This window comes from Streptomyces sp. NPDC005302, from assembly GCF_040607345.1.
In the GTDB taxonomy this organism is placed as follows: domain Bacteria; phylum Actinomycetota; class Actinomycetes; order Streptomycetales; family Streptomycetaceae; genus Streptomyces.
The window spans coordinates 31,206-44,410 of record NZ_JBEXGN010000037.1; the positions used below are offsets into that span (position 1 = coordinate 31,206).

The window sequence follows — 13,205 nt, forward strand, 5'->3', positions numbered from 1 at the left end:
ATTCCCCGAGGGTCGCAAGGTCACCTGAATCGATGGTTACGAGGACATGACGTGCGGGCTATCGGGGGGAGGCTCCCGGACGTCCACGTGTCCGGAAACCGGGTCCTGGCCCCTTCCGCGAGCCGCGGGCCGCCCGGGATACCGCCGGTTACGCCGTGCGACGGCGCAGCAGGGTGAAGGCGGCGGCCGCCGCGGCCCCCGCGACGGCCAGCAGCAGACCGCTCTCCACCAGCTGGAGCGGCCAGAAGTGGGACTTCGGGTGGTAGGTCGCCCAGAAGTCGCTCAGCCCGGAACTCCTCCCGCACGCCCGGCTCCGGGCCGACGTCCCGGAGCCGACGCAGGCCAGGTCGTTCCCGATGCGGCGCCCGTCGCTCGTGACGACGCCGTGCTCCAGTTCGAGAGCGCTGCGCGGGAGGTCGAGGGCCGCCCGTCCGGTGATCGTCGTCGTGGGCCACAGGCTCGGCCGCACCGCCCGCAGCCCGTAGGACAGGACGAGTGTCGCGGCGAACGCCGCTCCGGCGGCGGGGAGTGCCTTGCCCAGGAGCAGAGCCGCGAGGACACCGAAGGCGAGTCCGGCGAGGACGTACGCGACGGCGACGGGGCCGGTGGAGGCGTAGACCTCGGGGTCGTACCAGTCGCCGACCAGGGACGGATTGCCGTCACGGCGAGCCCACACGTCGAGCAGCACCGCGAGGGTGGTGCCGAGCGTGAGGACGGCGGCCGGCACGGCGAGCTTCGCGGCCAGCCAGCGCACCGGGCTGACGGACTGGGTCCAGGCGAGCTGCGCCGTGCCGTCCTCCAGCTCGCGGCCGACGAGCGCGGCGCCGGCCCAGGCGGCCACCGGGAACATCAGGTACGAGACGGCGGTGGAGACCAGGCGGATCCAGGTGCTGTACGTCTCGTCCGTGCTGATCGCGTCGAGGACGGTGCAGTCGGGCAGCGCGCCGGCCGGCGGCGAGCCGCAGGGGGCGAGGGCCGCGACGGCGTCCGGGCCGATGACGTACATCCAGGTCAGGACCCCGGCGGCGACGAGCAGGGCGGCAATCCACATGAGCAGGGCGGCGCGGTGCAGGCGCAGCACGGTCCAGGTCAGGCCGGAGGGGCGGAGCAGGGCCGGGGCGGTCCGGGACGACACGGCCGGGCCGGACGGGGGCCGCAGGGTCGGGGCGCTCATGAGGTGGACGTCCTCCTCAGGACGGCGAAGGCCGCGGCGACCAGGATCGCGGTGGCCGCCAGCAGGACACCGGTCTCCAGGAGCTGTCGGGGCCAGTAGTCGGGGGAGGGGAGGTACTGACGGGTGAAGCCGACGACGTCGTGCTTGGCGAGGCACGCACGGTCGGCGTAGCAGCCGGGGTCGCGGATCTCCACACCCGTGGAGGTGATGGCCCGGCTGCGGACGGACAGGTCGGGCTGCTGGTAACTGCGCTGGAACGGCCAGAAGTTGGAACGCACGGCGATCACGGCGTACTGGACCGCGCCCGCGACGGCGAGGGCGGGCAGCGTGCGGCGCAGGGTGAGCCCGGCCAGGACGCCGACGGCCAGACCGAGCAGAGGTGCGGCGACGGTGGCCGGGCCGATGGAGAAATACAGGCGTTGGGGGCCGTAGCCGGCCAGCAGCAGGTTGCTGTGGGCGGACCACAGCATCCGGTAGAGCGCGACGAGCAGGCCGGTGCCGGCCGTGACGAACAGCGCGGGTACCGCGAGTTTCGCGGCGAGCCACCGGGCCGGGCTGACGGACTGGGTCCAGGCGAGCCGCGCGGTGCCGTTCTCCAGTTCGCGCGCGACCAGCGAGGTCCCCGCGAAGACGGCGACCGCGAACGAAGCGGCGTTGAGCAGGGAGGCCGGAGCGTAGAAGAGGTCGTTGTAGGCGCCGGAGACGGGGGAGCCGATGACACCGGCGGTCCAGGCGTCGTCCTGCACGCCCGCGTAGCCGAACGTGTCGAGCAGGTGCTGGGTGTGCGTGGCGCCCGGGCCGTACAACCACAGCAGGAGGCCCGCGGTGAGCACCACGAAGGCGGTCCAGATCCACAGGGCGGTGCGGTGCAGCCGCAGGAGCGTCCAGAGCAGGCCACGCGGGCGGGGCAGCGCGCGGCGCACGGGAGAGGTCAGGGAGGTCGCGCTCATCGGGTCACCGCCACGGGGGTCGCGGTCGTGCCGGGGGTGAGCAGCGCGGGAGCCGCGGGGGACCGCAGGTGGGCGAGGAGCAGTTCCTCCAGGGAGGGCTGTTCGGCCTGCCAGCGGTCGTCCACAGGGCCGTCCTTGCGTATCAGCGCGGTGAGGCCGCGGCCGGTGGCGCGGGACTCGACGACGAGGTGCGGGGCGAGGTCGGCGGGGGTGCCGCGGCCGGTCACCAGGGTGTGGGCGAGCAGCAGGTCGTCCAGTCCGCCGCCGAGCCGGATGCGTCCGCCGCCCAGGAGCAGCAGGTGATCGCAGGCGTCGGCGAGTTCGGAGACGATGTGCGAGGACATCAGCACGGTGGTCCCGCGCTCGGCGGCGTCCGCCATCAGCGTGCCCAGCAGTTCGTGGCGGGCCAGCGGGTCCAGGTCGGCCATCGGCTCGTCCAGCAGCATCAGGTCGGGCCGTTTGCCCAGCGCGAGGGCGAGTGCCACGCGGGTCCGCTGGCCTCCGGACAGGCGCCTGACCTTGGTCCCCGGGTCGAGCGAGCCCTGCTCCACGATCGCGGCCGCGCACGAGGCGTCCCAGCGCGCCGGGTTGAGTTCGGCGCCCAGCCGCAGCGTCTCGGCGATGGTGAGCTGGGCGTGCAGCGGCTTGTTCTGGGAGAGGTAGGCGATGCTCTCGCGTGCCTCGGCAGGGCCGGCACCGAGCACGGTGAGGGTGCCGGCGGCGGGGCGCACCAGTCCGGCCGCCACCGCCAACAGCGTCGACTTGCCCGCGCCGTTGGGGCCGACGAGGGCGCTGACCCGGCCGGCCGGGAGACGGAAGGAGCAGTCGTCCAGGGCGGCGGCGGAGCGCCGGCCGTAGCGCACGGTGAGGCCGTGCGCCTCGACGGCGACGTCGGCGCCGGGGCGGGTGGTGCGGGTGGAACTCACTGGTCCCCCTTCGGGAAGTGTGCGTCCAGTACGGAGGTGAACAGCGCGGCCACGTCCTCGCGGTCCAGGCCCGCCGCGCGGGCGTCGCGCGCCCAGGCGTCGAGCTCCTCGCCGAGGGGCGAGTCGGCCGGGGCGGCGCCGAGCGTTCTGCGGACGAAGGTGCCGAGGCCGCGCCGGGCCTCGACCAGACCTTCGCGCTCCAGCTCGCGGTAGGCCTTCAGGACGGTGTTGGGGTTGATGGCGGTGGCTTCGACGACCTCGCGGGCCGTGGGGAGCTTGTCGCCGGGTTCGAGGAGGCCGAGGCGCAGCGCCTGCTTCGTCTGCTGGACGATCTGGACGTAGGTGGCGACGCCGCTGCGCCGGTCGATGCGGTACGCGACCACTCGGACAACCACCCTTTCACTAATTGAGTAGTGAAAGGGTGGTGCAAGGGGGTGGTCGCCGTCAAGTCGCGCAGGTCCACAGGATGTCGGCGATCCCGGGTTCAGGGCCCCGACCGGGCACGGAACGGTGATCCGACCAGGCACGGAACGGTGATCAGAAAAACTTTGCCGGGGCGTGAACCGATCGGTGGGGCTCGTCCGATGAGGGGGTGTGAGGGAAACGAGAAGCGACGGAGAGCTGCTGCGGGCCATCGCGGCGGACAGGGACCGTCGCGCCTTCGAGGAGCTGTACCGGCGGTATGCGCCGTGGCTGAGCGCGCGGCTGCGCGGCCGGTGCGCCGACCCCGGGATCGTCGACGACGTCATCCAGGAGACCTTCCTCGCGGTGTGGCACGGCTCCGCCCGCTACCGCGAGGAGGGCGACCCGGCCGGCTGGCTGTGGCGCATCGGCTCGCGGCGGCTCGTCGACGCGATGCGCGGGGACGGCGCGCGCGGCAGGCTGCGCGGCGCGCTGGCCCGGCTCCGGCACCGTGACGAGGTCTCGGCGGAGGAGCGCGTGCTGGCGGGCGTCGAACACGGCGACCTCGCGGGCGCGTTGACCAGACTCTCGCCCGAACTCCGGGCGGTGCTCCAGGCCACGGTGATCGACGGGCTCAGCACCCGGGAAGCGGCCGTCCTGCTCGGCATCCCGCCGGGCACGGTCAAGACGCGGGCACTGCGTGCGCGCAAGCAGTTGCGGGAGGCGTTGGCATGAGCGACGACCGTCGCGGAAGCGGTGACAGCGGCATGAAGGGTGACGACGGCGTGGCCGACGGCAGCCGCACGAGCGGGGACGAGGGCGCGACCGCTGGCAGCACCGGGCGTACGCCCTGGCACGTGCCGGAGGAGGATCTCCGGGCCTATGCGCAGGGCGCGTTGGATCCGCCCCGGCTCTGGTCCGCCGACACCCACCTCGCCGCGTGCGACCGGTGCCGGGCCGAACTGGCCGCGTTCAGCGACCCGGTGGCCCTGGACGCCGGCTGGGAGCGGCTCGACGCCGAGCTCGACGCGCCCCGGCCCGGCCCGGTCGAGGCGCTGCTCGTCCGGATCGGCGTCGCCGACCACACCGCGCGGCTGCTGGCCGCCGCCCCCGTCCTGCGCCGGTCCTGGCTGGGCGCGGTCGCCGCCGTCCTCGCGATGACGGTCGCCGCGGTCAACGCGGGACGGGTCGGCGCCACCCCCACCCTCTTCCTCGCCCTCGCCCCCCTGCTGCCCCTCGCCGGGGTCGCCCTCTCCTACGGACCGAGGCTCGACCCGACGTACGAGATGGCGGTCGTCTCCCCGCTGCACGGCTTCCGCCTCCTGATGATCCGTACGGTCGCGGTGCTCACGGTCGGCCTCGGGCTGAACGGCATGGCGACCCTCGCCCTCCCGTCCTACGGCCTGCGGGCCCTGGCCTGGCTGCTGCCCGCCCTCGCCCTCACCGCCAGCGGCCTCGCCCTGGCCACCCGGCTCGGCCCCGTGCTCGCGCCCTCCCTGGTCGCGGGCGGCTGGGTCACCGTGCTGGCCGTGGCCGAGGCGACCACTTCGTCCGGCGCCACCCTCGCCCCCTTCACGGCGGCCGGACAGGGCGTCGCCGGAGTCGTCGCGGCCCTCGCCGCCGCACTCCTCTATCTCGCACGGGACCGGTTCGACAGCTCGCGCCTCCCGTTCACCGACCTCACCGACAGGAACGCCGCATGATCCCCACCGTCTCCGCCTCCGGCCTGAGCCTCCGCTTCGGAGGGACGCGCGCGCTCGACGACGTCTCGCTCCGCCTCGGTGACGGCGTCACCGGCCTCCTCGGACCCAACGGCGCCGGAAAGACCACCCTGTTGAGGGTGCTCGCCACCGCCGTGCCCGCCGACCGGGGCGCCTTCACCGTCCTCGGACACGACCCGGGCACCACCGCGGGACGCCTGGACGTCCGCCGGACGCTGGGCTACCTGCCGCAGAACCCCGGATTCCACCAGGACTTCTCCGCCTTCGAGTTCGTCGACTACGTGGCGATCCTCAAGGAGCTGACCGACCGCACCGCCCGGCACCGCGAGGTGCGGCGCGTGCTGGAGGCCGTCGACCTGTCCGACGTGCGCGGCAAGCGCATCAAGCGGCTGTCCGGCGGCATGCGGCAGCGGGTCGCGCTGGCCGCCGCACTCGTCGGCGACCCCGGATTCCTCGTCCTCGACGAGCCGACCGTCGGACTCGACCCCGAACAGCGCATGCGCTTCCGCGAGCTGATCGCCCAGGCGGGAGAAGGCCGCACCGTCCTGCTCTCCACCCACCAGACCGAGGACGTCGCGATGCTCTGCCACCGCGTGATCGTCATGGCAGCCGGCCGCATCCGCTTCGAGGGCACACCGGCCGAGCTGACCGAGCGCGCGGCCGGCCGCGTCTGGAGCAGCACCGAGCGCGACCCGGCCGCCCGAGCCGGATGGCGCACCGGCACCGGCACGTTCCGCAACGTCGGTGACCCTCCCGAAGGCGCCGACCTCCTCGAACCAACCCTGGAAGACGGCTACCTGCTCACCCTCGACGGCGAGCACGCGGAGGTGACGGCATGAGCGCCACCACGCACACCCGCCCGCGGACCGTTCCCACCGACGGTGGGCGGGCCGTGCCGAGCCCGCGGTCCAGGGTGGCCGCCGTCATCGCCCTCGCCCGCTTCGAGGCACGCGAACTGCTCCTCCAGATCCCGGTCCTGCTCTTCCTCGCGGTGTACGTCGGCTACACCGGATGGACCCTGTTCTCCGGCCGTGAGGGCATGGACGCGTTCCCCGCCCTCCAGGACGTCGACCGGTCCACCCAGGCCGCCCCGCTGCTGCTCGCCATCGCCCTGTTCGTCGGGGTGAACCGCGCGGTCCTGCGCGCACGCCGGCAGTCCACCGACCGGCACTTCGACGTGCTGGTCATGGAGCCGTGGCGGCGGACGCTGGCCCACGCGCTGTCCGTGCTGCCCTTCGTCGCGATCACCGCGCTGGTCGTCGGCTTCGAGTTCACCTGGATGGCACTGAAGCCGGGCGCGGTCGGGCACGGTTCCCCCGCCGAGCTGGTGGTGGGACCCCTGGTGATCCTGCTGGCCGGTGTCCTCGGCGTCCTGCTGGCCCGGCTGGTCCCGGTCGGGTTCGTCGCACCGCCCTTCGTGATCGGCGCCTACGCCGTCACCATCCTGGTCTCCGCGTCCACCCAGGGCGCGCACTGGGTGACCTGGCTCGGTCCGGTCGTCTCCGACGCGGGCGCGGATCCCTTCCCGTCCGACCTGGTGGGCCGCCCGGCCGCCTGGCACGCCCTCTACCTCATCGGCCTCGCCGTCCTGCTGCTCTGTCTCGCCGTCCTGCTGAGCGGTGGCCGGACGCGCCTGCTCGCGGCCGTCGCCGTGGTCGCCGCCGCCGCGACCGGTGTCGGAGTGGCCGGACAGTCCCCGGGCGACTCCGCCTCGCTGGCCGCGGCCCGCGCGAAGGCGTCCGTCACCCCGCAGAAGGTGCAGGTCTGCATCGAGCGCGGGCGGGCGACATACTGCGCGTTCCCCGAGTGGGCCGGCCGCACCGCCGACTGGGCCGGCGTAGTGGACCGAATCCAGTCCCGCGCGGGCGGATCGGCAGGCGGGGAGCGGGTGACCGTGCGCCAGCGCATCGACGCCCGGTACGGCCTGCAGGGCGACGCCGCGATCAATCCGTCCAGCACGCCGGGCACCGTGACCGTCGGCACGCGCTGGGGCGGGAACCGCGTTCCCGAGTTCGCGGTCGGCGTCGCCTCCGTGCTGGTCGCGGGGAGTGAGGAGAGCGCCGGCGAGCGCTGCGACGCCCGCGTGGTGACCATCATGTGGCTGGCGACGAGCACACAGCGGGACCCGATGAAGTCCCTCCGCGACGTGCGCCTCGACGACAGCACTTCGGGCTCCGCCCGCGTGCTCTCGCCCACCGGAGGCCTTTCCATGACCGCCCAGCAGACCACGGTGCTGCGGGAGTTGCTGGCCGAGCCGCACTACAGCGTGGCCGCCAAGGTCAAGGCCCACTGGACGGAGCTGACCTCCCCGAAGACCTCCACGACACGGGTGGCCGAACTGCTCGGCGTACCGGTCGGCGGCAAGGGGACGGCGGCGGACTCGGGGAGCGGATCGTGCGACATGTAGACGTGGCGGGCCGGTCCGTGGAAGGCCCCCGGGGCCCCGCGGATGCCGCTGAGCGGTTCGGGGAAGCCGCCGGACGACGCTCGGGAAGTGCCGGGCGCCCCAGGACCCGGGAGGTCGCCGCCGTCCTCGTCCGGCCGGTGTGGCGCACCCTGCCCCGCGCGGCCCTGGCCACGGGCGCGGGCCTCGGCCTGCTGCTGGCCGGCACTCCGCGGATGCTCTCCGGCCAGGTCGACCCGTGGCTCTGCCTCACCATGCTGCGGGCCGCCGCGCTCGCCTTCGGTCTGGGACTGGCGTTCCTGCTGGACGACCCCGCCCGGCACACCACCGCCGCGGTGCCGACGCGGCGACCGGTGCGGACCGGGGTGCGCCTGGCGCTCGTCGCACCGCTGACGGCGGCGTGGTGGGCGACGGCCCTTCTCCTCGTACCCGGCGAGGGCCGGCCGCCGGTGGGTGCCGTCACTCTGGAGGCGGCGGCCCTCGCCGCCCTCGCGCTGGCCGCCGCGACCGTGGCCGTACGGCACTCGGAGGCCACCGAACCGGGCCTCGCGGTGTCCGCCTCACTCGTGGGCACCGTCTTCGCGGCGGCCCTGCTGCTCCCCGAGCGCTGGGCCCTCTTCGTCGCGCCGGACGACCCCCACTGGGACGACGCGCACCGGAGATGGGCGGGCGTCCTGGTCGTGGCGGTGCTGGCGGGGGCGTGCAGCCTGGCCGAGCCGCTGCGGCGACGAAGAGCGACCGTCCCCGGCCGCCGCTGACGTCAGCCGCAGCGCCGCCGGAGTCGCGGCCCGCGCACGGGCGGACCGTTACTCCTTCCCGGACCGGGTCAGGACTCCGTCCCCAACCGGGTCAGGACTCCGTCCGGTACATCAGGTCGGTCTCGTGGGTGACGAAGCCGAGACGCTCGTAGACGGCGACCGCCGGCTTGTTGTCGGCGTCCACGTAGAGCATCGCGGTGGGCAGGCCCTGGGCGGCGAGATGGCGCAGCCCGATCGTGGTCAGCGCCTTGCCGAGGCCGCCGCCCTGGGAGCCCGGGCGCACGCCGAGGACGTACACCTCACCGAGGCCCTCCTCGGCGTGCACCTTCGTCCAGTGGAAGCCGACGAGGTCGTCGCCGCGGAAGGCGAGGAAGAAGCCGGCCGGGTCGAACCACGTCTCGCCGATCCGGTCGTCCAGGTCGCGCTGGGTGAGGGAGCCCTGCTCGGGGTGGTGGGCGAAGGCGGCGGCGTTCACGGCGAGCCAGGCGGTGTCGTCCTGCCCCGGCACGAAGGCACGGACGCGCACGCCGTCCGGCAGCTTGTCGGCCAGGTCGAGTCCCTCCAACGGGCGCCGCATCTGGCGCAGTTCACGGAAGAGGGTGAGACCGAGGACCTGGGCGAGATGCCGGGCGGCGGAATGGCCGCCGTGCGCCCACACCCGCAGCCGCTTGCCGGACTCGTTGAGCATGGCCGTGCCGAGCGCCCGCCCGTGGCCGTGTCCCCGGTGTGCCGGGTGGACGACCAGCTCGGCGGCCGGGGCCTCGACCGGGTCGGTGTCCTCCAGCTGGCCGTAGCCGACCAGTTCGTCGCCGAGGGTCAGCAGCAGATGCCGGACGCCCTCGCGGGCCCCGCCCTTCAGCTGCAGCCGCCCCTGCTCGGACACCGCCTGCTGCCCGTCCTCCAGGGCGGACTCCGAGAGCAGCCGGAGCACGCCCTCGGCCTGGTCCGGGGAGAGCTCGGAGAAGGTCGCGATGGAGCGCGAGCTGGCGAGGGGTGACGTGTTGTCGCTGGTCATGGATACGAGGGTACGGCGCGGTGATTGGGGGACAAGCGGTTGGGCGGAGTCGATGTGGAGCGTGGCGGGGCGGAGGTCCGGCACGGCGAGCACGACGGCCACGGCGAGGGTGGGGCGGAGCCTCGCGGGGCAGGGTGTCAGCCGACGGGATGTGGCCTCGGAAGCCGGGGTGGCAGCCCCCCGAGTGGGGCGCGGTGGAGCGGGGCGTCAGCTACCGGGACGGGGCCGCGGGGAGCGGGGTGTCAGCTGCCGGGACGGGGCCGCGGGGAGCGGGGTGTCAGCAGCCGGTGAGCCGATGGCAACCAGTCCGTAACCCCGAACCCCCTGTTGCGCTACGCGCGTTGATTCTAAAGTGCGTGCAAAAGCCACGGCCGTCACAGCGAACGCACAGTCCGCCCGGCCCGCGCTCGCACCACCCGCTCGACCGGCACCACGCGCTCGACCGGCACCATCCGCTCCACGGCGGTCGCACCACCTGCACGGCCCGCACCACCCGCTCGGCCCTCGCACGTCGCGTCATCTCAGGTCACGACACACCGCTTTCGCCTCTCACCGTTCTCCAGGGGGGAACCATGCCGCCCACCTTCCGGCACAGACGAACTCATCGCCTCCTCGCGGCCGCCGCCGGTCTCGCCACCGTGGGCGCGCTGGCCGCGGCGATGCCCGCGAGCGCGCACCAGGACGACGCGACGCCGTCGCACCACCACGGCAGCGGCCGCTACCAGGACGTCCAGCTGCTCTCCTTCAACGACCTGCACGGCAACCTGGAGCCGCCGACCGGCTCCTCGGGCCGCGTCACGGAGCTGCAGCCCGACGGCACGACGAAGACCATCGACGCGGGTGGCGTCGAGTACCTGGCCACGCACCTGCGCGACGCCCGCAAGGGCAACAAGTACTCGATCACGGCCGCCGCCGGTGACATGGTCGGCGCCTCTCCGCTGATCTCCGGGCTCTTCCACGACGAGCCGACGATCGACGCGCTGAACGACCTCGACCTGGACGTGACGAGCGTCGGCAACCACGAGTTCGACGAGGGCGCCAAGGAGCTGGCCCGCCTGCAGAAGGGCGGCTGCCACCCGACGGACGGCTGCTACGACAAGAAGGCGAAGTTCCAGGGCGCCGACTTCCCCTACCTCGCGGCGAACGTCACCGACGAGAAGACCAAGAAGCCGATCCTCAAGCCCTACTGGGTCTGGAAGAAGAACGGCGTCAAGGTCGGCTTCATCGGCGTCACGCTGGAGGGCACGCCCAACATCGTCTCCGCCGAGGGCGTCAAGGGCCTGAAGTTCGGCGACGAGGTCGAGACGATCAACAAGTACGCCAAGGAACTCCAGCGACAGGGCGTGAAGTCCATCGTCGCGCTGATCCACGAGGGCGGGGCACCCGCCTCGCAGTCGTACAACTACGACTGCGACAGCCCCGGCGCCGGCGACGGCATCTCCGGGCCGATCGTCGACATCGCCAAGAACGTGACGCCGGCCGTCGACGCCCTGGTCACCGGTCACACCCACCAGGCCTACGCGTGCACGATCCCCGACCCGTCGGGCAAGCCCCGCATGGTCACCTCGGCCTCGTCCTTCGGCCGGCTCTACACGGACACCACGCTGACGTACGACCGGCGGACCGGCGACATCGCGCGCACGGCGGTCAAGTCCGCGAACCACGTGGTCACGCGTGACGTCGCCAAGGCGGCCGACATGACGTCGCTGATCGCCAAGTGGAACGCGCTCTCCGCGCCGATCGCCTCGCGGCCCATCGGCTACATCGCCGGTGACATCGGCAACGCCGGCACCGAGTCCCCGCTCGGTGACCTGATCGCCGACGCGCAGCTCGCGTACGCCAAGTCCGTCGACCCCGAGGCCGACCTCGCGGTGATGAACCCGGGCGGCATCCGCGCCGGGCTGACCTACGCGGCGAGTGGCGGCGAGGGCGACGGCGTCGTGACCTACGGCGAGGCGTACACGGTCCAGCCGTTCGCCAACACGGTGAACCTGGTCGACCTGACCGGTGCCCAGGTGGTCACCGCGCTCCAGCAGCAGGTCAGCGGCGCCAACGAGGCATCCCCGAAGATCCTCCAGATCTCCAAGGGCCTCACCTACACCCTCGACCTGACGAAGACCGGCGCGGCCCGCGTCGTCGCCGACTCGGTCGAGCTCAACGGCGCGGCGATCGACCCGGCCGCCACCTACCGCGTCGCGATGAACTCCTTCCTCGCGGGCGGCGGCGACGGCTTCGCGGAACTCGGCAAGGGCGGGAACGTCCGGGTCGGCGGCGACGACCTCGCGGCGCTGGGGACCTACCTGACGGCCGGCTCCTCCGCCACGGCGCCGTACCCGGTGCCGGCCGCGGACCGGATCACGATCGTCAAGTAGTCGCGGATCGTGAAGTTGATCGCATACGGGCGGTAGCAGTTGCGGTCAGGGGCGGTACGCATGGTCGGATGAGACGATGCGTACCCCCCACCGCATAGCCACGCATCCCCGTCCGAACCCCTACGACGAACTGGGTGCCCTCGACGGCACCGGGCCGCTGGAGGAGTTCCTCCACGAGGATCAGCCCGTGGACGAGCCCCCGGAAGAACCGGACGACGGCTGGTCCCCGCCCAACCACCGGCGCGGCAGCCGGCGCCGCCGCAGGCGTTTCGCCGGCCTCCCGTTCGCGGTGAAGGCCTCGGCCACCCTCCTGTGCCTCGCGGCGTTCCTCGCCCTCGGCGACCGCTGGGCGGTGCTGTACGCCGAGCACCGGGCGGCCGACAAGCTCAAGGACCAGCTGCACCTGACCGCCGCGCCCGAGGTCGAGATCGGCGGCTTCCCCTTCCTCACCCAGCTCGCCGACCAGCGGCTGGACTCCGTGAAGGTGACCGTGCCCGACGTGGCCGCCGACCGGGTCTCGCTGGCCAAGGTGTCGGCGACGGCGACGAACGTACGGCTCGACGGCGACGGCCCCACCTCCGTGCGCGGCGCCCGCATCCCCGAGATGCACGGCGAGGTACTGCTGTCCTTCGACGACCTGAACCGTGAACTGGGCGCCTCGCAGGTCACGTTCACCGGGCACGGCGGCGACCAGGTGCGGGCACGCGGCACGCTGCCCGTCGCCGGGCACGACCTGCAGCTGCGTGCCGACGCGCGCATCCAGCGGGACGGCGCGCGCGGTATCTCCACCCACATCGGCGGCATGCGCCTGGACATCGGCGACCTGGCGACCTACCGCCCCGGCGCGCGGGCCTCGGAAGGCCTCCACCTCACCCGGGACACGGCCGCCAGGCTGGGCGAGGAGGCCGCGAAGGCGCGGGCGCTGCTCGCCGTCCCGGCGATCGTCCACCGGCTCGGGGTGCCCGACTCGGCGGTGCGCGAGGCGCTGCGCGACGACACGAAGCTCGCCTCCCTGACCGGGGCGCCCGCCTTCGTCCATCAGGCGATGCGGCTGAACCTCCTCGACCTGGCGGCGGCCCACCCGGAGCTCCTGAAGCGTCTCGGCTTCGACCCGGCCCTGCTCCAGGGCCTCACCCGTCTGACCCGGCCCGTTCTCGCCGACCAGCTCTCGCTGGGCTTCCAGCTGCCGCACCCGGCCGACGGGGCGGTGAACCTGCGGGACGTGCGCGTCGAGCGCGACGGGATCCGGGTCCAGGTGGCGGGCACGGATCTGCGGGTCGGGCACTGACCCGACCCGCGGATCAGGGAAGTTCGGGCGGAGCGGCCGGGGCGCCGGGCAGCCGTACGGTCGCGATCGTGCCGCCGTCCTGCGCCGGGCGCAGCGACACCTCGCCGCCGGCCTGCTGGACCGTGCGGGCCACGATGGACAGTCCGAGGCCCGATCCCGGCAGGGCCCGTGCGTCGGGTGAGCGCCAGAAACGGT

At 73.5% G+C, this 13,205-nt stretch carries 13 protein-coding genes; 7 read left to right on the forward strand and 6 right to left on the reverse strand.

Annotation, left to right across the window (positions count from 1 at the left end; all coding sequences use genetic code 11):
• Positions 1-148: 148 nt before the first annotated feature.
• From ABZT74_RS33335 to ABZT74_RS33350, 4 genes are read right to left on the reverse strand one after another with little or no spacing between them, the layout of a single operon-like run.
• Positions 149-1,174 carry a hypothetical protein gene (locus tag ABZT74_RS33335; RefSeq protein ID WP_356441022.1) on the reverse strand — a complete coding sequence of 342 codons (1,026 nt, stop codon included), beginning with the start codon at positions 1,172-1,174 and terminating at the stop codon, positions 149-151.
• On the reverse strand, positions 1,171-2,124 hold the full coding sequence (locus ABZT74_RS33340; protein WP_356167466.1) for a hypothetical protein: 954 nt from the start codon (positions 2,122-2,124) through the stop codon (positions 1,171-1,173). The genes ABZT74_RS33335 and ABZT74_RS33340 overlap by 4 nt, the downstream gene beginning before the upstream one ends.
• A complete protein-coding gene (locus tag ABZT74_RS33345; protein WP_356167464.1) occupies positions 2,121-3,050 on the reverse strand; it encodes an ABC transporter ATP-binding protein in 930 nt (309 codons plus the stop codon). The genes ABZT74_RS33340 and ABZT74_RS33345 overlap by 4 nt, the downstream gene beginning before the upstream one ends.
• Positions 3,047-3,433 carry a GntR family transcriptional regulator gene (locus ABZT74_RS33350; protein ID WP_081218143.1) on the reverse strand — a complete coding sequence of 129 codons (387 nt, stop codon included), beginning with the start codon at positions 3,431-3,433 and terminating at the stop codon, positions 3,047-3,049. The genes ABZT74_RS33345 and ABZT74_RS33350 overlap by 4 nt, the downstream gene beginning before the upstream one ends.
• 211 nt (positions 3,434-3,644) lie before the next feature.
• On the opposite strand from ABZT74_RS33350, the gene ABZT74_RS33355 reads away from it, so the two are divergent.
• Genes ABZT74_RS33355 through ABZT74_RS33375 form a run of 5 tightly spaced genes read left to right on the forward strand, consistent with a single transcriptional unit; the run spans position 3,645 to position 8,335 of the window.
• On the forward strand, positions 3,645-4,187 hold the full coding sequence (locus tag ABZT74_RS33355; protein ID WP_355878996.1) for an RNA polymerase sigma factor: 543 nt from the start codon (positions 3,645-3,647) through the stop codon (positions 4,185-4,187).
• The gene (locus ABZT74_RS33360; protein ID WP_356441026.1) at positions 4,184-5,155 is read left to right on the forward strand and encodes a zf-HC2 domain-containing protein; all 972 of its coding nucleotides are present in this window, start codon (positions 4,184-4,186) and stop codon (positions 5,153-5,155) included. The genes ABZT74_RS33355 and ABZT74_RS33360 overlap by 4 nt, the downstream gene beginning before the upstream one ends.
• Complete coding sequence (locus ABZT74_RS33365) at positions 5,152-6,012, forward strand: ABC transporter ATP-binding protein (RefSeq protein ID WP_356441029.1); 861 nt, start codon at positions 5,152-5,154, stop codon at positions 6,010-6,012. The genes ABZT74_RS33360 and ABZT74_RS33365 overlap by 4 nt, the downstream gene beginning before the upstream one ends.
• On the forward strand, positions 6,009-7,580 hold the full coding sequence (locus ABZT74_RS33370) for an ABC transporter permease (protein ID WP_356441032.1): 1,572 nt from the start codon (positions 6,009-6,011) through the stop codon (positions 7,578-7,580). The genes ABZT74_RS33365 and ABZT74_RS33370 overlap by 4 nt, the downstream gene beginning before the upstream one ends.
• Positions 7,568-8,335, forward strand: a complete 768-nt coding sequence (locus ABZT74_RS33375) for an ABC transporter (RefSeq protein ID WP_356441035.1) — start codon at positions 7,568-7,570, stop codon at positions 8,333-8,335. Before ABZT74_RS33370 ends, ABZT74_RS33375 begins: the two co-directional genes overlap by 13 nt.
• A 91-nt stretch (positions 8,336-8,426) precedes the next feature.
• Here ABZT74_RS33375 and mshD read toward each other — a convergent pair whose 3' ends face one another.
• A complete protein-coding gene (mshD, locus tag ABZT74_RS33380) occupies positions 8,427-9,350 on the reverse strand; it encodes a mycothiol synthase (RefSeq protein WP_356441038.1) in 924 nt (307 codons plus the stop codon).
• 572 nt (positions 9,351-9,922) lie between these two features.
• Between mshD and ABZT74_RS33385 the strand changes: the two genes are divergently transcribed.
• Positions 9,923-11,722, forward strand: a complete 1,800-nt coding sequence (locus ABZT74_RS33385) for a bifunctional metallophosphatase/5'-nucleotidase (RefSeq protein WP_356441041.1) — start codon at positions 9,923-9,925, stop codon at positions 11,720-11,722.
• A gap of 76 nt (positions 11,723-11,798) precedes the next feature.
• Positions 11,799-13,010 (forward strand): DUF2993 domain-containing protein, encoded by a 1,212-nt coding sequence (locus ABZT74_RS33390; RefSeq protein WP_356167440.1) that lies wholly within the window; start codon positions 11,799-11,801, stop codon positions 13,008-13,010.
• 13 nt (positions 13,011-13,023) lie between these two features.
• Here ABZT74_RS33390 and ABZT74_RS33395 read toward each other — a convergent pair.
• Positions 13,024-13,205: ATP-binding protein (locus tag ABZT74_RS33395; RefSeq protein WP_356441044.1), on the reverse strand; the 182-nt coding region annotated here is incomplete at its 5' end.

What these genes read in the sequence shown, in the direction of transcription:
- ABZT74_RS33335 (WP_356441022.1), bottom strand. Translation starts at nt 1,174, where the DNA reads ATGAGCGCCCCGACCCTGCGGCCCCCGTCCGGCCCGGCCGTGTCGTCC.
- ABZT74_RS33340 (WP_356167466.1), bottom strand. Translation starts at nt 2,124, where the DNA reads ATGAGCGCGACCTCCCTGACCTCTCCCGTGCGCCGCGCGCTGCCCCGC.
- ABZT74_RS33360 (WP_356441026.1), top strand. Translation starts at nt 4,184, where the DNA reads ATGAGCGACGACCGTCGCGGAAGCGGTGACAGCGGCATGAAGGGTGAC.
- ABZT74_RS33365 (WP_356441029.1), top strand. Translation starts at nt 5,152, where the DNA reads ATGATCCCCACCGTCTCCGCCTCCGGCCTGAGCCTCCGCTTCGGAGGG.
- ABZT74_RS33370 (WP_356441032.1), top strand. Translation starts at nt 6,009, where the DNA reads ATGAGCGCCACCACGCACACCCGCCCGCGGACCGTTCCCACCGACGGT.
- mshD (WP_356441038.1), bottom strand. Translation starts at nt 9,350, where the DNA reads ATGACCAGCGACAACACGTCACCCCTCGCCAGCTCGCGCTCCATCGCG.
- ABZT74_RS33385 (WP_356441041.1), top strand. Translation starts at nt 9,923, where the DNA reads ATGCCGCCCACCTTCCGGCACAGACGAACTCATCGCCTCCTCGCGGCC.
- ABZT74_RS33390 (WP_356167440.1), top strand. Translation starts at nt 11,799, where the DNA reads ATGCGTACCCCCCACCGCATAGCCACGCATCCCCGTCCGAACCCCTAC.